We start from the raw sequence: 22,437 nt of genomic DNA, 5'->3' as shown, positions 1-22,437 counted from the left end.
GGTCTTTAATCCGTCTTTTGGGTTCTCTGACTGTGGACTATTGTACGTGGCGTGGTTTGTTCAATGTTCGTGTCGGCTTCACCCTCGGGGTCAAGCCCCGAGGCACTCGCCTTACTCCGCCTGTAGAACTCTGCGGTGTCGATGTGTCGATAGCCCATTTCGAGCGCGCGGCTGACGGTCTCCGTACAGACATCTCCGTTGAGGCGGTACGTTCCCAACCCGAGTGCAGGCACTTGTAGCTGGTTACTGGTAACGTATTCCATGCCTCGAATTGGGGTGGCAGGAGGAAGAATCTGTGGCGGGAGTCGTTAGTCGCTCTCGACGCTGCCCGGTCTCACTCTTCGCGGACCAGCGAGATCTTGCCGCGGTGCTCGCCGGACTCCGCGTACTGATGGGCGTCGGCGACGCCCGACGCCGTGAGCGGGAACTGCTCGTCGTCGAGGACGGGTTCGAGACCGCCCTCGGAAATCACGTCGTTGATGTGTCGGAGGCGCTCACCGACGCGCTCGCGGCTCTGCTGTTGGAGGACCGGCAGTATCGCGAGGACCACGCCGAGCGACAGCGCCTTCTGGTGCATCGCGCCGAGGTTCTGGGTGGAACTCGACTCGGTGGTGACGACGCGCTGGTAGGGCGCGACCGCCTCGAAGGCGGTCTGGAGGTGGTCGTCGCCCACGGGGTCGAACACCACGTCGAATCCCTCGCCGTCGGTGTACTCGGCGACGTACTCCTCGACGTCGGTGGCGGTGTAGTCGATGGTCGCGGTCGCGCCCAAATCCGTTGCGAGATCGCGCTTGTCCTCGGTCGACCCCGTCGCGTACACCTCCGCGCCGAGCCAGTCTGCGAGCTGGACGCCCACATGGCCGACACCGCCGGCCCCGCCGTAGACCAGCGTCGAGTCGTCCGCACTCGTATCGGCCTTGTCGGCGAGCATCTCCCACGCCGTGAGCGCGACGACCGGCAGCGTGGCGGCCTCGGCGAGCGAGAGCGAATCGGGCGCGGGCGCGAGCAGGTCGGCATGCGCGGAGACGTACTCGGCGTAGGCACCCTGTGCGCCGGTGACGCCGCCGATCATCCCGTACACCTCGTCGCCGGCGTCGAAGGCGCTCACGTCGTCGCCGACGGTCTCGACGACGCCCGCGACGTCACAGCCGAGGATCGCGGGGAAGTCGGGCGCGAACGGCGGCAAGTCGCCCCGCCGGATCTTGTACTCGACGGGATTGACGCTCGACGCTTCGACCCGGACCAGCACCTCCTCGGAGCCGGGTTCGGGACGCGAGACGTCGCTGTCCTGGAACACGTCCGGGTCGCCGTACTCCTCGATGGTGACCGCGTGCATAGAAGTATCGGGCACGCCAAGACGTACCGACTTGCGCCGAAAAAGACCGTTGCCCGCGGGTACGTTCGCCGAAACTTCGGCGTGCGGCGTGGCGTCGCGATTCCGGGGGACCTAGCGAACCGCTGGCTGAGCGCTTTGACGGCATAGTTGGCGTATATACCCTATTGCTCACCGGACCGCGCTACGCACTGTCGACGGAGACGGTCACATCCCGGTCATAGCGATCAGCGGCTATTTCACCGTGAATAACTAAGTAACTGACAAGCGTTTCAGACTCGTACGCATCACTCAAATGGTCTCATTCAGCGACCAAGCGCTATCATCCGTCCAGCCTGGCGATAGCATCCTTTGTCTCTCTCCCGTCTTCGATACGGCCGGCTCCAGAGCCTGTACGCAGCTGCACGCTATCGAACCACCCGAGCAAGTGGCGGCGCTCCTGATCACGTACACACAGTCGCCACGCGCGCAATTGGCGCTCTACGAGCAACACCTCGATCGCCTCCCGTCGAAAATCGAGATTCTCCACGTCGGTGCCGATAGACGGCCGAATACGGCCCCGTTTACCGATACAGACACCGACGAGGTCCCCGCAGAAGTCGCAGTCAGACGGGTCCTCTCCTCGACCGATCTCACCAGCCTCGGGACGCTCATCACGAACCAGCTCGACGACTGGAAAACGACGCTCCGGGACCGCCAAATCGTCGTGTGTTTCCAGTCGGTGACGGTCTTTCTCCAGTACAACAGCCTGCAGGAGACCAAACGATTTCTGACGGAAGTGATCAAGCGATGCGCTGATACCGCTGCTGTAGCGCACTTCCATATGGATCCGAAGGCCCACGACGAAGAGACGATCGATGCGCTTCGCCCGCTCTTCGACGTGGTCCTAGAGTGTGGTGAGACGTAGCGAGTGGACTCCACATTCATCTCCCGAAACCGACTATAGAGGCAATCTGAACTGGAAATGGCCGAACCGGAAAGCGAGCATCTGCAGAACGTTCTACAGGCGCATGGGCGAATTTAGCGCTTCGGGTGGACAGGTAAGTGCAAGTCGTGTCATCGAAACAGGAAACCCACCCTCAACCGCGAGCCATCAGGCGAGTGGTAGGGTGGGGTAGTTCACAGATCTGCCTTACGACGTACCAGTAGTCTGAGACGCCCAGCCTATTCTATTTATTACCCAAATCGCGCGCCTCACAGTACCTGCCGGTCTAATAGAGAGAACTATATTTCCAATATTATCGCCATATTGACATCCTCCTCCGCCTGAAGGCGGAGGAATCCCGACCGCAGTTGGGATATTAGGGTTTGCAACCCACCTGTTCGCTCGGTGCGAAACGCCCCGAGGTCTGGTTGAACAGGTGGACTGCTGGCCGTGCCAAACGACCGTTACTCATATCCTCCGTCGGAGGACTCTGAGTTATCTTTCGTCGGATGTTCACCGCGCCGTTCACGTCCGCGTTCATCGTCGCTCCGCACGACTCGCAGACGTACAAGCCACGTTCCACGCGATTCGCGTCACGCTTCCGACCACAGCACGAACACGTCTTGCTCGTGTCTCGCTCGCTCGTTCGGTCTACGAGGATACCGTGTTCCTCCGCCTTGTACTCCAAGAGCGTCGTGAAGCGGTCGAACTCCCATCCGTGAAGTTTCTTGTTCCCACGCTTGCCCCAATTCCGAGAGTCGTCGTTCTCGTCTTCACGAATATCGCTCAAGTCACCGATGGCGATGCGACCGACCTCGTGGTCGATGCACCGCTCGATGACGTGCTTGGCGAGGGCGTGCAGGAAGTGGTCTTTCCGACGCGAGAGTTTCTGACGGGCACGGAGCGCACGTCGTGACGGGCCGTTCTCGCCTTCGGTATCGTATTCGTCGCGGGTGAAGTAGTGCTTGTCCTGCTTCAACACGTTCCCCGGATACAACTCGGCGTCTCCATCGTCGTAGGCGATGGCGAGGTAATTGCTGATGCCGAGGTCGATGCCCGCCGTGTTGTCGCCGGGCGCGTCCTCGACGGGAATCTCCTTCTTGCAGACGAGGTGGAGTTCCCACTCGTCGCCGTTCCACACGGCTCGCACTTGCTGGATGTTCTCCACGGTCACGTCCGGTCGCGTCTCGTACTCACAGAGGATGAAATCCGAGCGATGGGTCTTCAGGTTGAATCCCTTGCTGAGACGGAGCCGGTCGTTCACGGTGTCGTGTTTGATGCCGTTCTGCTTCCACGTCACGGTGGAGCGTGGATGGTTGTCGCCTCGCTTCCGGTAGCCGGGAGGAGTCGCGTCCGTGTCGCTGTTCTTGCGTTTTTTGAACCAGCCGTTGAACGCCTCAGCGAGTTCTTCGAGAACGCGCTGACTTGACTGAGAATGGAGGTCACTGTAGCGTTCGTGGTCTTTTAATTCGCGCTTGAGGTCGGCCTCGGACGGAATCTCTCCGGTTTCGTCCCACTCTTGTTGGGAGTGGTAGCGAGCGACGTTCCACAGTTTGGATGCTGAGTGCCCGCAGTCATCGAGGTCGTCACTCACTTGAGAGTGATTGACGATTCTCGATCGATAGGTGCGGGTCGTTTCCAGCATCGGACTGTGTTCATAAGCACTTATGAGAAACAATCCATTAAAAGCAACTGCCGAGCGTGGAATCTCCGGAAGTGCCATCGAACGTAGAAGGCGTCAGAGTTGTCGTATTCATCCGGCGCCTAAAGGCGCGGGTATTCTCCTTGCTCTTTATAATTTTCCACTCGTGAAAGCTAGCACTCACAATGAAACGACGGACGTTCCTCGCGCACTCGGCGGCCCTCGGTGGGGCGACGCTTCTCGGGACCGTCGGGGCGACGGCTACGACGGCGACGCAGGCAAGTGGAGGGACGCGCACGACGGAGACGCTCCTTGCGGGGACGAACTACGCGACGGACGTGGTCACCATCGATGCGCCGAACGACGGCCCCGCGGCCGTCGTCGTCGGCGGGATGCACGGTGACGAACCGAGCGGGTATCGGGCGGCGAGCGACGTCGCCTCCTGGCAGTTCGACGCCGGGAAACTGGTCGTCCTTCCGGAGGCGAACCGACCGGCCATCGAGCGAGGGACCCGGCACAACGACGACGGTGACCTGAATCGGAAGTTCCCCACGGGTCGGGAAGCGGAGACGAAACTCGCGCGGTCCATCTGGCGACTGATCGAGAGTGCCAACCCCGACGTCGTCCTCGATTTACACTCCTCGAAAGGCGTGTATCGAACCCACGAATCGGCCGTCGGGCAGGCGGTCTTCCCGACGGTAGTCGACCCGGCACCGACGTACGCGCGGGCGGCCATCGAGACCGCGAACGACACCGTCGTCCCGTGGTACATGCCGTATCATCGCTACGAGCGGGGGAACCTCCTCGACGGGGCCTCGCCGCTCCTCGTCGACAAAGTCGCGGGTGACCTCGACCGCCCGGGGTACATCGTCGAGTCGACGAAGTTCATCCTCGACCCGCCGACTGCGGCGCGCTGGACGTCCCTCGTCGCCGAGACGCTGTTGGCGAAACACGGCATCCCGCGGCGTGACGGGCGGGTCGAGAGTACGGCGGGTGACGGGCGCAGATGAGCGACGCAACTTCGGGCGGATTCGACTTTCGGCATCTCCGGACGGTGTTCGCCGGCCGCGTCGTCGTGACTGTATTTTCCCTCCTTACTATCCCACTCGTCGTCGGCAGTCTGGACGGCCGACTACTGACGCCGTTGGCGTATCCTGGCTACCTCGTGATGATGATCGGCAGTTCCGTTGGGAGCTACCTGTTCCCGAACTACGCCCTCTGGCTGTTCTGGGCGCCGTTCTTACTGGGGAGCTACGCCGTCGCCGTCGTCGCCGGTATCGGATACCGCACCGTTCGCTGACGGCCGTCCGCTAGACAGTTGCGGGTCACTGGCCCGCCGTCTTCGACGGTGACGATGTATTCGTGGTTCTCGGGACGTCGTCGCGCTCGCTTCGGACGGGACCGTCCTCGTCACACAGCGAGATGTCGAGTGCTTCGTACCGGGGCGGTTTCGATCGCGTCGATACTCCCGAGACGTGACCTTATTGACTCGCTCCGGTGGCGATTGGTTTCAGCGCCCGCGCTGAAGAAGGGGCACGAGCCGGTCAGATACTTCCTTTCCATAGAATAGCGAGCCGCCACCAGCAAGGAGGTTGTCGTCGTTCCGCTCGTGCGAACGTGATTGGTGAACCGGCTCGGGGTCGAGCCCCGAGGCACTCGCCTCGCTTATTTGTAGAAGACTATTGAAGGGCCAGCAGCGTGCAACGTCTCTGTATGAGCACCGAACCGAGCGGGACTAACATCGAGGGGGAGGCCCCGGTCTCAGAGACCGTCGTCGAAACCGACGAAGCGACGATCACCGACGACGCCGAACTCGAACGGACGCTCGGCCTCGTGGGCGGCCTCGCGATCGGTATCGGGACGATGATCGGCGCCGGTATCTTCGTGTTCCCGGGGCTTGCGGGCGCCGAAGTCGGGACGGCAGCGACGGCCTCCTTCGCGGTTAGCGGTGTCGTAGCGCTGCTCGTCGCGTTACCTACCTCCGAGTTGGCCACCGCGATGCCGAAAAGCGGCGGTGGCTACTACTTCATCTCTCGGGGACTTGGGACGCTCGCCGGGACTGTCGTCGGACTCTCGCTCTGGCTCGGTCTCGTGTTCGCAACGGCCTTCTATCTGGTTGGATTGGGGTTTTACGCGCTCGACGCGCTCGCCCTGATCGGGATTACCGTCGGGGAAAGCTCGGGCGGCTTCGTCTCCGTACTCGCTGTAGTGTCCGGTATCGGATTCACCGTGCTGAACGTTACCGGAACGGAGAACGCGGCGAAGCTCCAAAACGGAATCGTCGCGCTGCTGTTGTCGATGCTCGCGGCCTTCCTGGCGTTCGGGTTACTAGACGTGCTGGGCGTCGTCGGCGCCGAGGCGTCCGGAGGGACCGAGGCCGACCGCTGGGCGGCGTTGCCGATACTGTCTACGGCTGCGCTCGTTTTCACCTCGTATCTGGGATTCGCGCAGGTCGCGACTGTCGCTGGAGAGATCAAGCGACCGGGTCGAAACCTCCCGCTGGCGATGATTGGGTCCGTCCTGATCGTCACAGTCATGTACGTCCTGACGATCTTCGTCGCGACGAGTATCTTCGACCGGGCCCAGCTCGGGACCTTCGGCGAGACGGCGATGGTCGAAGTCGGCCGCGAGCTGCTCGGTCTCGGCGGCGCGCTCGTCATCATCGTCGGCGGACTGCTCGCGACGATGTCCTCGGCGAACGCGTCGATTCTGAGCACCTCTCGGGCGATTTACGGCGTTTCGAAGGACGCGCTCTTGCCGCGGTGGGCCGGCCGGATCAACCTGCGCTACGGAACGCCTCACGTGGCCCTGGGGATGGCCGGTGGGCCGATTATCGTGCTGGCTGCGACCCGAGAGGTCCAGTTACTCGCGGAGGTCGCCTCGTTTCTCCACTTGATCATGTACGGGTTGATCTGCGTCGCACTGGTGGCGATTCGTCGTGACGAACCCGAGTGGTACGATCCTGACTTCCGCGTTCCCGGCGGCCCGATCGTTCCCGTCGTCGGCGCAGTCGCGAGTTTCGCGCTCATCGCGTTCATGAACCCGGCCTCCATCCTCGTCGGCGTGTTCGTCATTCTGGCGACCACCGGGTGGTACTTCTATTACGCTCGGGACGTGACTCTCAAAGGGGCCTTGTAATGACTCGCGTGCTCGTTCCCGTCGCTGTGCTCGAAGGCGAGGCGGTCTCTCCCGGGTTGATGAACCTGCTCGGGACCGTCGACGTGACCGTGCTCGGCTATCACGTCCTGCCCGAGCAAACGTCGCCGGACCAGGCCAGGCTCCAGTACGAGGACCGTGCCACCGCTGCGTTAGCGGATTTGACCGAAGAGTTTCGGACGGCCGGCGGCGCTGCCGACCACCGACTCGTGTTCACGCACGACCGCGAACAGACTGTCGACCGAGTCGCCGACGAGGTCGACGCGCAGGCGTTAGCCATCTCGGGAGCGACCGGCGACGTCGACCAGATCCTTGTTCCGCTGTCGGGCGATGTCGCCGTCGAGCGCATCCTCTCGTTCGTGGAGGCTCTCGTCGGTGACCGTGACATCGGTGTGACGTTGTTCCTCGCCACCAAGAACGGGGACGCGGCCACGGAACGCCTCGATACCGCAGCGGAGGCCCTCCGGAGCAGTGGAATCAGCGTGCGGACGACGGCTGCCGTCGGAAGATCCCCATTTGCGGCCCTTATCGACGAGGTTCCGGGACACGACGTGATCGTCATGGGTGAACGAGCACCGTCGTTCCGGTCACTCGTTTTCGGAGAGGAGTCCGAGCGCGTCGCCTCGGAATCGGTCGGCCCCGTTCTCGTCGTTCGATACGCCGAGGCACCTGCCGAGTAGGTGTCCGCTCTCAGTATCGAAAAGAGAGCAGACGGCAGACAACTCTATACGAAGTAGCTATTATCTGGCGAGTAGATAGAGTAGCATGAGCGTCTCCGGTACCGCTCGGCGGCCGTTCGGCGGACTCACGGACCTCGTGGTTCTCAAGCAGGTTCGGGGGCTACTGGGCGTGATTCGCCACGACTACAGCCGGTGCGAACCTCCCGACATACCGGACGACGAACTCGTCTCGGCCGTCGCGGCTCCCTATACATCGGTCGACGACGCCTTCGAAGGCCTCCGTCACCTCGAAGCGCTCCTCGTCGCTCGCGGCGACCGGCGGTCGGTATTTCTCACCGTCTACAGTCGCATGACCCGACAGATCCGAGCGGGCATCGGCCGCGGCGACTTCGAGAATCCGGCGTGGATGCGCGCCTACACGGTCGCGTTCGCGAACTACTATCGACGTGCCTTCCTGGCGTTCGAAGCCGGCGATCTCGATAGCGTCCCCGGTCCCTGGCGTATCGCCTTCGGAACGGCGTACCGCGGTGACGCCCTCGTGATACAGGACGCCTTTCTGGGCATCAACGCGCACATCAACTACGACCTCGCGCTGACGCTCCGAGACGTCGGCATCGACCCGGATCGACCATCGAAATACGCCGATCACTGCGCCGTCAACGAGATCCTCGCTCGTCTCGTCGATACCCAGCAGTCGACCCTGGCAGCGATGTACGCGCCGGGAATCGAAGACATCGACACCACGCTCGGACGGCTGGACGAGCGACTCTCGCTGCTCGGCCTCACAGAGGGGCGCGAACACGCGTGGCGAGTCGCTGTCGTATTGTCCGCCACCAGATGGTCGCCGCTGTGGCCGGTCACACACTGGATGCTACGGACGACTGCTACCGGCTGGGCGGCGTTTCTTCGCGGTCCGGGTGCCGACTCAGAACTCCTAGAGCGGCTCGAACGCTTCGAACGAGAGGGGATGGACGTCACCGACTCGATCGAGGCGCTACGGACGCGTCTCGATAGCGTCGATTGATCTCGCTGCGAGCGACTCGCTGAGGGGTCGCTTCTGTCGACAGATAAGCGAGGCGAGTGCCTCGGGGCTTGTCCCCGAGGTACTTCACAACCGGCGTCTCAGGACTGCTGTAGCTTGAGGAGGCCGGAGGGCGTGGTGACTTCGAGCTTGTCCTGGCGCTGCCAGTCCTCGATGATGTCCAGGAGGTGGTTGAGGTGCTCCTTGTCGACGTCCTGACCCTCGCCGATGTCGGCGAAGTTGACGACGGTGAGCTGGTTGTACTTCGCCGCGAGGTTGATCATCCGGGCCGCGCCGTTCAGGTCCGAGCCGCCGACCGTCGAGACGGCCTCTTTCCCGACCGGTGGGACGATGTTGGGACACGCGCCGTAGGCGAAGCCGTACTCGTGGAACTCGTCGACGAGGTCGAGCGTCGTCCTGTCGAAGCTCCCGTAGGGGAGGGCCACGAACCGCATCCCCTCGCGGAACCCTTTCAGGCGGAGGTACTCCTTCGTCTGTTTGATGGTGCGGCGCTGTTCGTCCTCTGAGAGTTCCGGCAGGGGCGTGCCGATGTGGGGCGAGGAGATGACGTCCCAGCCGGCGTCCTGCATCTCGCGGAGCTGTCCGGTCGTGAGCGCGCCGTCGCTGTTGATCTGGTCGGGGACCGCGGCGACCATCGCGGGCATGTCGCGCTTCTGGAGCTCCTGGAACGCCACGTCGTACTGAGAGGCGTGACTGTCGCTAAAGGAGAGGACGACGCGGCCCTTATCGGTCGGCTTGGGGTGTTTGCGGAGGTCGTCGACGACGAAGTTGATGGGTTCGCCGTCCGAGAGGACGACGATGCGCAGCTCCTGGACGCTCTCCATCATCGGGTCGCCGCGGAGGCCGGTGTAGCCCAGATCGACGCGCATCCAGCCGTCCATCGCGTCGGGGATGTAGCGCCGGCAGACGAGGTGGTCGCTCCGGGCGGGCGCGATGACCTCCATCGCGAGCTTGCCCGGGCTCGGTTTCTCCATCTTCACGGCGATCGAGAGGTTGTTCTTCGTGAGGTCGAGGCCGTCGGGATAGGCCTTATACATCCCCGCGCCACCGCCGGAGGGGTTCTGGATGCGGACGGACTGACTGCCGCGGAAGACGTCCTCGGTCTCCGCGGAGACGTCGCCCTGGATCGTCCCCCAGTACTCGAGGTCCTCGAAGTCGTCGAGGACCTCTCCCCGGTTCGTGTAATCGAACTGCTGGGTGGGGGTGCCCGTCTCCTCGGGCGTTCCGGTCCCGTTCTCCGTCGTCGAAGCGGGCGTCGCTGTCTCGTTGCCCGCGGGCGCGTTGTCGGTCTGTGGGTCGGTATCACCAAGTGCGCCACAACCTGCGAACATGGCAGCACTCGATGTAGCCGCAGTGAGGAACATCCGGCGATTGGTGTTTCGCTTCATCTGCCCCATCGTTCATCCTCTCATTTCTTTATATTGTGGTGGCTAAATACCGCTTAGATAGCAGGTAAACCGACTCGAAACAGTCCGAACCGACCGTCTATTATTTACCGATTATGTGCGTTTCAACTGTATATTACGACGGGAAATCCGGCTTAGCTCGAGGGTTTCCCCCGATCGCCGGTACTGTGATTCCTCGCTGCGAGGTCGCGAGGCAATCGCTCGTCTCGCATCCGGGTGACTGTCGAATCGAGTTCGCGCGGAACGGAACCGATCCGGCGACGACTTTGGCGCCATCGACGGGGTGACATCCTCCCACAAGCAAACTTGCGGGCTTCCCACGCCCACCAACGGGCGGTTCGTTGTTCTCTTAGGGTTGACGACCCGACGTGCCGATGGGAGTGCCACGCCCCCGTTACTCCTATCCTGCGAAAGACTCGGAGTTACCTGATTGTTTTGTGTCGGTTCCGCTGTCCACAGGCTTACTTTTTGATGCGGCAGACACCGAGTCAACTGCCAGTTTGTGGACTGCCGAGATTCGATGGGAGTCCATCGTCCCGACTTCCACAGATGCGCAGTGTGGGCACTCATACGTTGGAGCTTCAGTGGTTGCGAACCGTGCGGCGATCCATCCCACGACAAGTCGTGGGTTTTCTCGCCTAATCTCTATAATCCGGTTCAAAACGCCGGACGATCACGGCTACGAGTCGAACCCGAAGAGACGGCGAAGCTCGGCCTCGATGTTGTCCGTAAAGGCGGTAAGGACGGCGTCGAACGTCTCCTCGTCGCCGGGCAGCGATTCGGCCCGCTCCGACGCATCATCGGGCAGTACGACGCGGAACTCGCCGTCCCCCTCGTATACGGGCTCGCTCTCACTGAGGATTTGCCGGTCGATCCCGCGAAGCACCTCGGAGTCGTACCGGCCGTGGAGGTTCTGATAGGCGTTCGAATACGCCGTCTCCAGTTCCTCGAAGTAGTGGACGTACTTGTCCTCGAACTTCTCCGGGTCGAACTCGGTCATCACCGGAGAGAGACCGCGCGGACGAAAAGATGCTGCGACTGCTGATGGCGCGAATATAGGGGTTTCAGCGCTCGACCACGACTTTCTTCGTCCGTTTGGCGTCGATGCCGAACAGCAATCCAGCGAGGAACAACAGCTCGTTGCCGGTGTAGTACCGCTGGATGACGTACTCGACGAGTCCGATATCCGGCGCTGCTATCCCGAGTATCACCAATAGGAGGGCGATGATCGCGGCGAGACCGGCGACCCATCTCACGACGACTCCGGAGACGAACCCCACTACGAGGACGACCATCGCTGCCAAGAGACTCATCGGACGCCTCGTCGAATTTGCATCGTCTCTCGGTTGTGCGTGAGCATCTGATAGGCCATTGTGACCGGTCTATGTTCGGACCCCCTGTATGTCTCTCGGATACGGTCGCCCGAGCGTCACGGCGAGTCGTCGTCACGCAAGCGCTGCCGAGTCGACGGCGCTCGATCCTCGCTGACCGGGTCGGGGCCGGACGACGCGACGTCTGCCCGGCCGCCCGGCAGTCGAACCGGCCACGATGGGAGCGGATATCCGGCCCGGGCCCAGACGCGCCCGAAGGAGGGAGAAACCGAGAGGACGCCCGCGACGAGTAGCAGGAGGTTCGCCTCGGGGTTGCGGGCGGCGACGAGCGACAGCGTGTACTCGGTCTCGACGAGCGGCGCGAACGGCCGGATACCCATCGGCGTCAGTACGTCACCGAGTAGGTGTGAACCGACGCTCGTGATCCCGAGCAGGGAGGCGAACCCGGCGGCTCTCTCCTGGCCGGAATCGTCGGTGTGGAGCCGCCAACCGAGGAACGCGAGCAGTGCGCCGACCAGGAGCGCCGCCCACACAGTGTGGGTGATCCCCCGGTGGGCGATGCCCGGAACGTACATGTCAACGTCGGGAGACGACGCCAGGAGTAGTACCGTGGCCGTCCCGATGCATGCCAGTCGGTCGCGGCCGGTCCGACAGAGGTGGTAGGCCAGCGGCGCGAACGCGAGCAGTCCGACTCCGAGATGACCGAGCAGATACATCCTACCACTGAGAGACGAACACACCCACAAAAACTCGCGCTGAGCGCGGAGAAACTCGAAACGCCTACCGTCCAGTAACGACGACTCAGTGGGCCCGGAAACTGACCGGCCGATCCGCTGTCGGAAACCGCCGATATACCCAGTATTGCGCCGAATACGGCGCGTATATCTCACCGAGCGACGTCGGACTCGCAACCGGAGTCGACGTACTGAACGATCCATCACGCGATAATAGACGTTTCAGTCGCTGAGCGCCACGTCTACGCCGGTGACTTCGAAGCGCGCGCCGCCCGCTTCGCTCTCTGTGACCGCACACTCCCAGTCGTATATGTCGGCCAGCTCGTGAACGAACGCCAGTCCCAGGCCGGTCCCACCGTGTTCGCTCGCAGTGGTGTAGCCGACCTCGAAGACGCTCTCGCGTTCGGCGGGCGGGATTCCGACTCCGTCGTCGGCCACGTAGAAGCCCGTCGGCAGCCCACCGACCGTGACGGTCACGTCCGGCCCGCCGTGTTCGACCGCGTTCTCGAACAGGTTCCGGAAGAAATGGCGGATGTACGTCTCGTCGGCCTGTATCTCCCCGTCGACCTCGACCACCAACGTCGCGTCCCCGGTATCGATGACGTCCCACGCCGCTCGCGCCGTGTCCGCCAGCCGCATCGTCGTCGGCTCGGAGACGGCCTCGCGGCCCCGCGCCAGCACCAACAGGATGTCGATCATGGCTTCGAGATGGTCGAACGCCTCGCCGATGTACTCGACCGCCTCGGCGTTTTCGTCCGTCGAGAGCTGCTGACTGTATATCTGGCCGATGGTGACCGGATTGCGGAGTTCGTGGGCGAGCATGCTGGCGAAGCGGTCGAGGCGGTTCGCGTTCTCGATGAGCGTTCGCGTATTGGCCCGGCGAACGAGGAGGTTCGAGAGCCGCCGAAACAGGATCGCTTTGTCGACCGGCGCGGTCATTATCGAGAGTCAAGGAGAAAACCCACGACTGCAGTCGTGGGATGAATCCGACCTAGTAAGTCACAAACCACCGTATTGAGTGGTGTGAGTGGAGAACTGGCAGTTGACTCGGTGTTTGCCACGGTTCGTAGCCGAAATCAAAACGTAAGCCGACCACTCCGACAGTCGTTAAACAATCAGATATCTCCAAGTCCTTCGCGGGAGAGGAGTAACGGGGACGTGGCTTTCCCAGTGGCTGACTGTCCAACAAACCGTAAATTCCCAACCATCCGAATTGACGGGAGCAACATAAGAACCTCGGGAAGCCCACGACTTTACTCGTGGGAGGAAGTCACCCGTCTTCACAAGCTGTTTAGCGGCACGTCGGCCCAAGGTTGGGAAAAGATACATCTGCAGAGGAATATGCCGTCTCGACACGGAAGTCCCTGCTCTATGCAGCCGGATGCATCACTGTCGGTTCGTCAGTCCCATGACGAGCGACCCGACCTCGTGAATCGCATCGGGACGCCGAGCTCGCTCCGGTCCGTGAGGTCGGCGCTGGGGTCGTTCGCTTCTTCTAGTCATATGATCGCCTCGCCGAGGCCGCGGTCGTAATCGCACTCGCCGCCGGCAGCGTAGTAGTGTACGACGGCGTCGACGAAGAACGTCTGGTGACACAAATAGAGGAAACTCTCAGTCGGGCAGTCGATGCTCTCCATTATCGAAGCAGCGGCGGCGGAGTTCGGCGCTCGCGGATGCCCGGTCGGGCGTCCTTCTAGATGAACGTCCCGTCCTCGCGCGTCCCTTCGTCGGTCGCATAGTCAAGTACCGCTTCGATGTTCTTCAGTTACCCCCCGCCGCCCGGTCACCTCGATATCGTGACAGAGGCCCAGAACAGGTACATGGATGAATTAATAGACACTTCCTCCGCCCCGTTCCCTTATAAATGGCTTGCAGAAAGAAGGCATGTATTGATACTCCAACAAAGCCGTCAAAGAGCAAGTATACAACATGAGTGGCGATTCAGACGACGCTCGGGGTGGGGACCCGATCACGCTCGGCGACGGGAAGACGCCGGTGCCGTGTTTCGATCCGTACTGCTGTGAGCACGCGACTGTGCCGTGTTTCGATACGAACGTGCGCCGCGAAGTGGCGTTCTGTAGCGCGCACGTCGAGGAGTGGGCGGCGAACGACCACATCGTTCGGTCCAGCGAGCGGTGACCGCTGACCGCGCGGTTCTCGGTTCGGTTCTCTCGACGATCACGACCGCCAGTAGGACGGCGTCAGCAACACGAGTACCGGGATGATCTCGATGCGGCCGATCCACATGAGAAACGTCATCGCGAGCTTCGTCGACCGCGGGAACGGGTCGTAACTCTCCAGCGGACCGGCGATGCCGAAAGCCGGGCCGACGTTGAAGAAGGTCGCCGCCGCCGCCCCCATCGCCTCGAACTCGGTGACCGCCAGCCCCACTCGGGAGGCGTCGACGACGACGAAGATAGTGGCGGCGATGAAGAAGATCAGGCTCACGAGCGTGTAGGCGTAGATGTCTCGAATCGTCTCTTCGTCGACGACGGTGCCGCTCAGACGGACCGGCCGAATCGCGCTCGGGCTGGCGGCCGTAAAGAGGTCGCGTCGGAACGCCTTCGTGACGACCAGCCAGCGGAGCGTCTTGATCGAACAGGTCGTGCTCCCGGCCATCCCGCCGATGAACATACAGACGAACAGGAGGTGTTTCGCCCCCGACGACCAGGTGTTGAAATCCGTGCTCGCGTAACCGGTGGTCGTCACGATGGAGACGACCTGAAACAGCGAGTGGCGCGCGATCTCCTCCAGACTCGCGTACGGGCCGCCGTCGACGAGCAACACGCCGCCGACGGCGAGCGAGAACGACGCCAGGATCCCCACGTAGAAGCGGAACTCGTCGCTGTTTCGGACGCGGTCGAGGTTTCCCTGCAGGGCGAAGTAAATGAGGACGAAGCTCGTCGCGCCGGTCGCCATGAACGGGACGATCGCCCACTGGACGGCGGGCGAGAAGGCGACGATGCTCTCCCCGCGCGGCGAGAAGCCGGCCGTCGAAATGGTCGTGAAGGCGTGGGCCACGGCGTCGTACAGCGTCATCTCGGGGGCGAAACCGACCAGATGCAGCCCGTACAGTACCGCCACCTGAAGACCGGTCAGGCCGATGTAGAGTTTCCAGAGGAGCGCGGCGGTCTCCGAGATCCGGGGCGTGAGCTTGTTGACGTCCTGGGTCTGGGTCTCGGTCTCCATGAGCTGTGCCCCGCCGACCGAGAGCTGAGAGAGGATCGCCGTCGCCAGGACGAGGATGCCGAGCCCGCCCATCCACTGTAGGACCGCGCGCCACATGAGCACGGCGCGCGAGTGGCTGCCGAAGTCGACGATGATGGTGGCTCCGGTGGTCGTGACGCCGCTCATACTCTCGAAGAGCGCGTTGACGGGCTCTGCGAGTACCCCTTCGCCGGCGAGCACGAACGGCGTCGCGCCGACGAGTGCGATACTCAGCCACGTCAGCGCGACCATCAGGAACGCCTCTCGCGTCCGCAGGTCGCGCTCCTCGGTCAGCTGTTCGAGTCCGAACCCGACCGCGACCGTGCCGACCATCGGAGCGAGGAACGGCAGCAGTCGCGTCCCGTCGTAGAGCGCGAGTCCGAGCGGTAAGAGAAGCGGGACCCACAGCCACTTGAGGACCGTCCCGACCAGTCGGCAACTCACCCGCCAATCGACGCGAAGACTCATACGGCGCTCATGACCGTCGAGAGGACGTCCGCGGCGACGAAGAGGACGACGTGGTCGCCGGGCTCGATCACGGTGTCACCGCGAGGGACGACGAACGACTGCCCGCGAGTGATCGCCCCGACGACGACCGCCGGGGGGAGTTCGGCCATGCTCTCTCGAATCGGTCGACCGGTGAGGACGCTTCCTTCGTCGACTTCGATCTCCAGTACCTCCGCCTGCCTGCCCTCGATGAGCGAGAGGTTCTCGATCTTCCCCTCCTGTGTGAATCGGACGATTTCCTCCGCCGTGGCCTCGCGAGGATTGACGGCGACGTCGATTCCGACCGTCTCGAAGAGGTTCGCGTACTGCCCGTCCTCGACGACGGCGACCGTTCGTCGGACACCGATGTTCTTCGCGAGTAAGGCGACGAGGAGGTTTTTCTCGTCGCTCCCCATCGCTGCGATCACCGCGTCCGCGCGGTCGACCTGCTCCCCGGTGAGGAACTCCACGTCAGTCCCGTCGTGTTCCATCACGAGCGTCCCCGGAAGGCTCTCTGCGAGCTCTCGACCGCGCTCCGGGTCCCGTTCGATGAGGCGAGCCCCGATCTCTCGCTCTTCGAGCAACTTCGCGGTGTGATAGCCGATGTCGCTCCCGCCGATGATCACGATATCGCGGGCCTCGTCCGGCGTCGCCACCGGTGCGACGGTCCTCGAAAACGCCTGGACGCTCTCCGGGGTGCCGATGACGATGGCCTTGTCCCCGGCTTCGATCACCGTCTGTCCGCGGGCGATCGCGACGTCGCCGTTTCGAACCAGTGCGGCGAACGTCAGCGCCTCGAACTTGTCCGCGTCTTCGACGGTCTGTCCCGCGATTTCGCTCTCCTCGGTCACCTCGAACTCGGCCATCTGGACGAGTCCGCCGACGAACGGGTCGACGTCGACGGCGGCGGGCAGTCCGACGACGCGCACGATATCTTGCGCCGTGAGCAGGTTCGTCGACACCATGAAGTCGACGCCGAACGCGCCCGCCGACTGCTGCCAGGTATCGAGGAAGTTCGCGTCGCGGACCCGCGCGATGGTGAAGACGTCGCCCGTCGTCTTCGCCGTCCCGCAGACGGCCAGGTTCGTCTCGTCGTTGTCGGTACTGGCGATGAGCATGTCCGCCTCGCCGATACCGGCGTCTCTGAGCACCGAAAGCGACGCGCCGTCCCCCTCGATCGCCAACACGTCGCTGGAATAGGTGAGTTCCTCGACCGTCTCCGGGTCCACGTCGACGACGACGACGTCGTGACTATCGGCCAGACTGGCCGCGATGTTGGAACCGACCTCACCGGCCCCGACGATGATCACCCGCACCGATGTTCCCTCACTGTATCCATTAGGTTCGTCTACGGGGTTGGCGATACAAAAAACCGTTCTCGGAACCGCTGCATAACGGAGAACGAGCTATCCGTCGCCCCCGTCGTCCACGATGGCCGCTACCGCAAACAGCGACGGGGCGCTCCATTCCTCGTGGCTGCCGCCGCTCATTTGGAGCCGACGCGATGGAACCGACGGCTGAAACGGTCTACCGGGTACTGCATCTCGGTACAAGCGTATCACGAGAGACGACGGGGGTCCGCTGGTTCACGTCCGTGACCGAAGAGAACCGGAGTCGTCGCGTCTGTGGCGTTCACGTCGGCTTCGGTTCGGTGAAGGCGTTCTCCGCGGCCATTCGACCGAGCTTTCTCACGCGAGCGTCGAGCGCGGGGTCGACGAACTCCCCGTCCGCGTCGAAGGCGTCGGCCGCACCGCGGATGCCGACCTCGTGGGGGAGCGTCCAGCCGTGGACGGTTCGAACCCCCGTTCGTAAGTGTTCGAGCGTCTGCGCGTACGAGCCCCCGCCGGCGGTCGCCAGCAGGCCGACGGTCGTGTTCTCGAACTCGTCCCGGCCGAGGTAGTCGAAGGCGTTTTTCAGCGCCGAGGAGACCATCCCGTGGTAGACGGGCGTCCCCATGAGCACCGCGTCGGCGTCGCCGACCAGCGTCCGCAACGCGTCGGCGTCGCCCCGGTCGCGCGCGTCGGGATCGAAAAGCGGCAGGTCCCACCGCCGGAGGTCGACCAGTTCGGTCTCCGCGCCCGCCTCCTCGGCGGCGTCCAGCGCGTGTTCGAGGGCGCGATAGGTCGTGCTCGGTTCGCGGCGACTGCCGCAGATCGCGACGACGGACGGGGACCGTTCCATAGACCGGGCTAGGCGGTCGAGCAGTTTAACGGCCGTGATAGGTGCGCTCTGATAGTCGAGACCGCTTCGAGCGATTGTATCGAGCGAGCGCCGTTCACAGAGATACCGCCTACGACGGTTCGTCGTCAGACCGGGAGTCCACGGACAAGCCCACGACTTCAGTCGTGGGTCGATGACTCCAGTTCCTTCACGACCGTCGCCGGATTCCCCTGGACGACCACGCTGTCGGGGACGTCCTCTGTGACGACCGCGCCGGAGCCGACGACGACGTCGTCGCCGAGCGTCACGCCGGGGTTCAGGACGGCCCGCCCGCCTATCCAGGCGTTGTCGCCGACCGTCACCGGTTTGCCGTACTCCGGGCCGGCGACGCGCTCGCTCGCGTCGAGCGGGTGGGTCGCGGTGTAGACGTGGACGCTCGGCCCGAGCAGGCAGTTCTCGCCGAACTCGATCGGACAGACGTCCAGGAAGACGCAGTCGAAGTTGGCGAAGAAGTTCTCGCCGACGTGGACGTTGTAGCCGTAGTCACAGCGAAACGGCGGCTCTACGGTGACCGTCTCGCCCAGCGACCCGAACAGGTCGTCGAGTATCGCCGCTCGCTCCTCGTCGTCGCCCGGACCGGTCTGGTTGAACCGCTCGGTAAGTTCCCGCGCCTGCTTGCGCTCCGCGACGAGTTCCGGGTCCATCGGGTCGTAGCGGTCGCCGTTCTGCATCTTCTCCTTCTCCGAGACCATCGCCGAACGTATCGGGTCCACCGTGAAATAACGTCGCGGTCGTCGACCGTGACTGTACACGTCCGACGACCGAACGTGCCGCGTGTCAACACTTATCGCTACCCTCGGCGAAGACTAAGAGAGGCGTACCCACATGACGCTCGCAACGGTTCCGCAGTACGACGGTGACCGGAGTACCGTGGTCGGGGACCGCGCCGTGGTCGTCGGGGCCGGTATGGCCGGGTTGCTCGCGGCGCGAGTGCTCGCCGACGCGTTCGAGACGGTGACCGTGATCGAGCGCGATTCGCTCCCCGACGGGCCGCGCGTCCGCGACGGCGTCCCGCAGGCCCGCCACGTCCACGTCATGCTGGAAGCCGGGCGAGCCACGCTCGAAGATCTGTTTCCGGGCTACCGCGCGGACCTGCTCTCGGCCGGCGGGCTGGAGATCGACGGCGCGCGGGACGTCAGTTTCTACGCCGAGGGGGGCTTCCTCGCGGACGGCCCGGAATCGCTCCCGCACTACGCCGCGACGCGGCCGCTCTACGAGTGGCTGGTGCGCCGCCGCCTCGCCGAGTTCGACGGCGTCGCCCTCCGCGACGACTGTCAGTTCGCCGGCTATCTCACGGACGAACGGGCGCGGAACGTGACGGGTATCGTGGTCCGGAACGAGCGGCGAGCGACGGAGGAACTCGACGCGACGCTGGTCGTCGACGCCACCGGTCGGCCGAGTCGGACGCCCGCGTGGCTGGACGCACACGGGTACGCGCCGCCGGTCACGGACGAGGTCCACATCGATCTGGCGTACAGTACCACCTTCGTCGAACGACCGCCGGGCGACGAGCGCGCGCTCATCGTGACGCCCGCCGCCTCACAGCCCCGCGCTGCGGGGGTCCTCCCGGTCGAAGACGGCCGGTGGGTGGTGACGCTGGGCGGGATGCACGGGGAGCACCCACCGACGGACGCCGAGGGCTTCGCGGCGTTCGCGGCGAGCCTGCCGGTTCCCGACGTGGCGACGCTGCTCGACGACCACGCGTGGGTCAGCGAGGACATCGCGCACTACCCGTTCCCGGCGAACCGCAGGTACCGCTACGAGGCCCTCGACCGCTTCCCCGAGGGACTGCTCGTCGTCGGCGACGGCGTCGCCAGTTTCAACCCGCTGTACGGCCAGGGGATGTCGGTCGCCGCGCTCGAAGCGCTCCTGCTCCACGACGCGCTCGCCGCGGACGGCATCGAGACCCTCGCGCCGCGCTTCTTCGAACGCGGCGAGGAGGTCGTCGACGTGGCGTGGGGAATGGCCGTCGGCGCGGACTTCCAGTTCCCCGAAACGACGGGTCCCAGGCCGCGTGGAACGGGGCTGCTCAACCGCTACGTCGCCCGGTTGAACCGGAAAGCGCAGACCGACGGCGTCCTCCGGAACGCGTTCGTGCGCGTGATGATGATGGAGCGGCCGCCCAGTTCGCTGTTTCGACCCGGAATCATGTGGCGCGTGCTCGTGTAGCACATCCTATATCTCGTTCAATTAACGGAAACTTGTTCATTAAAATATAACGTTTCTTATACGATACTCGCCGCAACGAGTGTGGTATGGTTTCGCGAAGGCAGTTCGTCGGACGCGTTGGGGGAACAGTCGCGGCCCTGGGTGGCATCGGCACGGCCGCGGGTGCGAACGGAGATTCGTCGGACCTTCCCGGCGGATTCCCGGCGGTCGAACGGTCGCCCGCGCTTCCCGAACCCGGACCGAACGGTCCGCCGACGGTCCCGGAGTCGTTCCCGACCCTCTCGACGTACGGGCACTTCGGCGCTGATGCGTCGCTCGCCGAGGGGAAGACCCGGACGGGGTACGACTTGGAGGGCGACTGGAACGGGTTCTCCGAGGCGTCGGAGATTCAGATATACGTTCACGGGTTCGTCAGCAACGTCCCGCCGCTCTGGGCGCGCTATCTCGCGAAACAGGCCAGCGAGGGATTGGCAGCCGCGGCGTATACAGACGTCTTCAACCTCGCGTTCAACTGGGACTCGAACGTCGGCTGGGTCGAAGCGAACGAGATCGCCGAGCGGAACGCGCTCAAGTTCGCGCAGTGGGTCCGCGACCTCCGGGCCGCGACCGATCGACCGGTTCGAATCGTCTCTCACTCTCTCGGCGCTCGGGTCGTCGCGTCTCTCTTGGAGGCGTTACACCCCGGACGGGATTCGTTCTATCCCGGCGGACGCTCGGGACAGGAGCCCAGATGCGCCGAGACAGCCCGCGGGGCGGTCGACTCCGTGGCGCTGCTCGGGGCCGCCATTGGCAACGAGAACGTCCAACTGAACGAACGGTGGGGGACGGCCATCCGGTTCGCTACCGGCGAGCTCTACAACTACTTCTCGCGGAGCGACGAGGTGCTTGCAGGCAACTCGTTCCTCGGCTACGCCGGTATCGCCGAACCGGAGAAGGCCCCGAACAACTACGTCGATCGGGACGTCACGGGGTCGGTCGAGGCCCACGGGGACTACGACAGCGCCGACAACTGCGCGGGCGTTTTAGACGACGTGGTCGCCGACCTGAACCTCGCGTGACGGCCTCGGTGACGTCTTCGAAGTCCACCCGACGGCGAACGGCGGTCACGTGACCGCGAGCAAGTTCTCTATCACTCGGACGTCGGCGCGATCGAACACGTCTCGCATCTCGTCGCTCAGCGCGACGTCCGTGATCAGCATGTCGATGTCTTCGACGGTGGCGAACTCCCGGAAGCTCTGTGTTTCGAGTTTGTTTCCGTCCGCTACGAGGATGACCCGGCGGCCGCCTTCACAGAGGAGCGACTTGATTCGCGCTTCGTCCTCGTTGGATACGGAGAGGCCGCCGTCCTCTTGGATGCCGTCCGCTTCGAGGAAGACGATGTCGAAGTTCGTCTTCCGAAGGTAGGATTCGCCGCTGCGTCCGACCAAGGCGTCGGACGTTCGCCGGAGCGAGTCGCCGACGACTTTCACTTCGCCGCAGGTCTTCCGAAGTTCGAACGCGTTCTCGGGCGAGTTCGTAGCGACCAGGAGCGAGACCGAATCCGGAATCACGCGAGCGACTTCCATCGTCGTCGCGCCCGTATCGAAGAAGACGGCGTCGCCGTCGCTCAACTCTTCGACCGCTCGCTGGGCGATCGCGCGCTTGCCGTTGGGGTTTTTGATGCTGTCTCGCCGTCGGGTGCCGCCGGTGTCTTCGTTGGACACCGGAAGAGCACCGCCGTGGAATCGTTCGATACGCCCGTCTTCGGCAAGTGTAGCCAGGTCGCGCCGAATCGTGGCCCCCGAGACGCCGAACGCCTCGGTGAGCTCTTCGACGGTCACCCGGTCGGAATTGTTTACTTTCTCGACTATCCGGTCCCGTCGTTCTTCAGGCAACATTATCAGTTATCGCCCCGAAGTCGGCGGTTCACTGTCGTACGACGACGTACGGTCACGACGTGTATATTTTTATCTATGATCGCCATTGTCGACCCGCACAGAGACTGTGTCGTCACCGACTTTCGGTTCAATTGGATAGTGTGCTGCATACAGGTATCAGAGACATTCTTCGATGTAGTCGTCGATTGTACGATATCCTACAACCATATTCATAAACACTACCTCTCCT

At 63.5% G+C, this 22,437-nt stretch carries 23 protein-coding genes; 9 read left to right on the top strand and 14 right to left on the bottom strand.

Annotation, left to right across the window (positions count from 1 at the left end; genetic code table 11):
* Nucleotides 1-5: 5 nt before the first annotated feature.
* On the bottom strand, nucleotides 6-263 hold the full coding sequence (locus tag EGH23_RS27005; protein ID WP_328765919.1) for an aldo/keto reductase: 258 nt from the start codon (nucleotides 261-263) through the stop codon (nucleotides 6-8).
* Nucleotides 264-334: 71 nt separating this feature from the next.
* The gene (locus EGH23_RS09915; protein ID WP_220579856.1) at nucleotides 335-1,336 is read right to left on the bottom strand and encodes a zinc-binding dehydrogenase; all 1,002 of its coding nucleotides are present in this window, start codon (nucleotides 1,334-1,336) and stop codon (nucleotides 335-337) included.
* A 292-nt stretch (nucleotides 1,337-1,628) separates the two neighbouring features.
* On the opposite strand from EGH23_RS09915, the gene EGH23_RS09910 reads away from it, so the two are divergent.
* Complete coding sequence (locus EGH23_RS09910) at nucleotides 1,629-2,240, top strand: DUF7504 family protein (protein WP_220579832.1); 612 nt, start codon at nucleotides 1,629-1,631, stop codon at nucleotides 2,238-2,240.
* Between the two features lie 394 nt (nucleotides 2,241-2,634).
* Here the strand turns inward: EGH23_RS09910 and EGH23_RS09905 are convergent, their stop codons facing one another.
* Nucleotides 2,635-3,903, bottom strand: coding sequence for an RNA-guided endonuclease InsQ/TnpB family protein (locus EGH23_RS09905; protein ID WP_220579831.1), 1,269 nt, complete (start codon nucleotides 3,901-3,903; stop codon nucleotides 2,635-2,637).
* 182 nt (nucleotides 3,904-4,085) lie between these two features.
* On the opposite strand from EGH23_RS09905, the gene EGH23_RS09900 reads away from it, so the two are divergent.
* From EGH23_RS09900 to EGH23_RS09880, 5 genes are all read left to right on the top strand, one after another.
* Nucleotides 4,086-4,910, top strand: a complete 825-nt coding sequence (locus EGH23_RS09900; protein WP_220579830.1) for a succinylglutamate desuccinylase/aspartoacylase family protein — start codon at nucleotides 4,086-4,088, stop codon at nucleotides 4,908-4,910.
* Complete coding sequence (locus tag EGH23_RS09895) at nucleotides 4,907-5,200, top strand: hypothetical protein (RefSeq protein WP_236044720.1); 294 nt, start codon at nucleotides 4,907-4,909, stop codon at nucleotides 5,198-5,200. Before EGH23_RS09900 ends, EGH23_RS09895 begins: the two co-directional genes overlap by 4 nt.
* Before the next feature lie 413 nt (nucleotides 5,201-5,613).
* A complete protein-coding gene (locus tag EGH23_RS09890; protein WP_220579829.1) occupies nucleotides 5,614-7,038 on the top strand; it encodes an APC family permease in 1,425 nt (474 codons plus the stop codon).
* Nucleotides 7,038-7,736 (top strand): universal stress protein, encoded by a 699-nt coding sequence (locus tag EGH23_RS09885; protein WP_220579828.1) that lies wholly within the window; start codon nucleotides 7,038-7,040, stop codon nucleotides 7,734-7,736. Before EGH23_RS09890 ends, EGH23_RS09885 begins: the two co-directional genes overlap by 1 nt.
* A gap of 85 nt (nucleotides 7,737-7,821) precedes the next feature.
* On the top strand, nucleotides 7,822-8,760 hold the full coding sequence (locus EGH23_RS09880; RefSeq protein ID WP_220579827.1) for a DUF5995 family protein: 939 nt from the start codon (nucleotides 7,822-7,824) through the stop codon (nucleotides 8,758-8,760).
* Between the two features lie 98 nt (nucleotides 8,761-8,858).
* On the opposite strand, the gene EGH23_RS09875 is transcribed toward EGH23_RS09880, so the two are convergent.
* From EGH23_RS09875 to EGH23_RS09850, 6 genes are all read right to left on the bottom strand, one after another.
* Complete coding sequence (locus EGH23_RS09875) at nucleotides 8,859-10,109, bottom strand: polysaccharide deacetylase family protein (protein ID WP_220579826.1); 1,251 nt, start codon at nucleotides 10,107-10,109, stop codon at nucleotides 8,859-8,861.
* Nucleotides 10,110-10,863: 754 nt separating this feature from the next.
* Complete coding sequence (locus tag EGH23_RS09870; RefSeq protein WP_220579825.1) at nucleotides 10,864-11,184, bottom strand: DUF5783 family protein; 321 nt, start codon at nucleotides 11,182-11,184, stop codon at nucleotides 10,864-10,866.
* Between the two features lie 64 nt (nucleotides 11,185-11,248).
* Entirely contained in the window at nucleotides 11,249-11,497 is a 249-nt protein-coding gene (locus EGH23_RS09865; RefSeq protein WP_220579824.1) for a hypothetical protein, read from the bottom strand.
* A gap of 116 nt (nucleotides 11,498-11,613) precedes the next feature.
* A complete protein-coding gene (locus EGH23_RS09860) occupies nucleotides 11,614-12,231 on the bottom strand; it encodes a metal-dependent hydrolase (protein ID WP_220579823.1) in 618 nt (205 codons plus the stop codon).
* A 240-nt stretch (nucleotides 12,232-12,471) separates the two neighbouring features.
* A complete protein-coding gene (locus EGH23_RS09855; RefSeq protein ID WP_220579822.1) occupies nucleotides 12,472-13,188 on the bottom strand; it encodes a sensor histidine kinase in 717 nt (238 codons plus the stop codon).
* Nucleotides 13,189-13,748: 560 nt separating this feature from the next.
* Nucleotides 13,749-13,886: a hypothetical protein gene (locus EGH23_RS09850; protein WP_220579821.1), complete on the bottom strand. Its 138-nt coding sequence runs from the start codon at nucleotides 13,884-13,886 to the stop codon at nucleotides 13,749-13,751.
* Nucleotides 13,887-14,178: 292 nt separating this feature from the next.
* Between EGH23_RS09850 and EGH23_RS09845 the strand changes: the two genes are divergently transcribed.
* Nucleotides 14,179-14,388, top strand: coding sequence for a hypothetical protein (locus tag EGH23_RS09845; protein WP_220579820.1), 210 nt, complete (start codon nucleotides 14,179-14,181; stop codon nucleotides 14,386-14,388).
* A 39-nt stretch (nucleotides 14,389-14,427) separates the two neighbouring features.
* Here EGH23_RS09845 and EGH23_RS09840 read toward each other — a convergent pair whose 3' ends face one another.
* The 4 genes from EGH23_RS09840 to EGH23_RS09825 form a co-directional block, all read right to left on the bottom strand.
* On the bottom strand, nucleotides 14,428-15,924 hold the full coding sequence (locus EGH23_RS09840) for a TrkH family potassium uptake protein (RefSeq protein WP_220579819.1): 1,497 nt from the start codon (nucleotides 15,922-15,924) through the stop codon (nucleotides 14,428-14,430).
* Nucleotides 15,921-17,258, bottom strand: coding sequence for a Trk system potassium transporter TrkA (gene trkA / locus EGH23_RS09835; protein ID WP_220579818.1), 1,338 nt, complete (start codon nucleotides 17,256-17,258; stop codon nucleotides 15,921-15,923). Before trkA ends, EGH23_RS09840 begins: the two co-directional genes overlap by 4 nt.
* Nucleotides 17,259-17,574: 316 nt before the next feature.
* On the bottom strand, nucleotides 17,575-18,123 hold the full coding sequence (locus tag EGH23_RS09830) for an NADPH-dependent FMN reductase (protein ID WP_220579817.1): 549 nt from the start codon (nucleotides 18,121-18,123) through the stop codon (nucleotides 17,575-17,577).
* Nucleotides 18,124-18,281: 158 nt separating this feature from the next.
* The gene (locus tag EGH23_RS09825) at nucleotides 18,282-18,854 is read right to left on the bottom strand and encodes a sugar O-acetyltransferase (RefSeq protein ID WP_220579854.1); all 573 of its coding nucleotides are present in this window, start codon (nucleotides 18,852-18,854) and stop codon (nucleotides 18,282-18,284) included.
* A gap of 133 nt (nucleotides 18,855-18,987) precedes the next feature.
* On the opposite strand from EGH23_RS09825, the gene EGH23_RS09820 reads away from it, so the two are divergent.
* Both EGH23_RS09820 and EGH23_RS09815 read left to right on the top strand, forming a co-directional pair.
* Complete coding sequence (locus EGH23_RS09820; RefSeq protein WP_220579816.1) at nucleotides 18,988-20,331, top strand: NAD(P)/FAD-dependent oxidoreductase; 1,344 nt, start codon at nucleotides 18,988-18,990, stop codon at nucleotides 20,329-20,331.
* Between the two features lie 86 nt (nucleotides 20,332-20,417).
* Nucleotides 20,418-21,389, top strand: coding sequence for an alpha/beta hydrolase family protein (locus tag EGH23_RS09815; protein ID WP_220579815.1), 972 nt, complete (start codon nucleotides 20,418-20,420; stop codon nucleotides 21,387-21,389).
* Between the two features lie 45 nt (nucleotides 21,390-21,434).
* On the opposite strand, the gene glpR is transcribed toward EGH23_RS09815, so the two are convergent.
* Nucleotides 21,435-22,208 carry an HTH-type transcriptional regulator GlpR gene (gene glpR, locus EGH23_RS09810; protein ID WP_220579814.1) on the bottom strand — a complete coding sequence of 258 codons (774 nt, stop codon included), beginning with the start codon at nucleotides 22,206-22,208 and terminating at the stop codon, nucleotides 21,435-21,437.
* Nucleotides 22,209-22,437 lie beyond the last annotated feature (229 nt).

Source organism: Haloarcula nitratireducens (genome assembly GCF_019599505.1).
The sequence above is the reverse complement of the archived record's forward strand: the minus strand, read 5'-3'. Positions and strand labels throughout refer to the sequence as shown.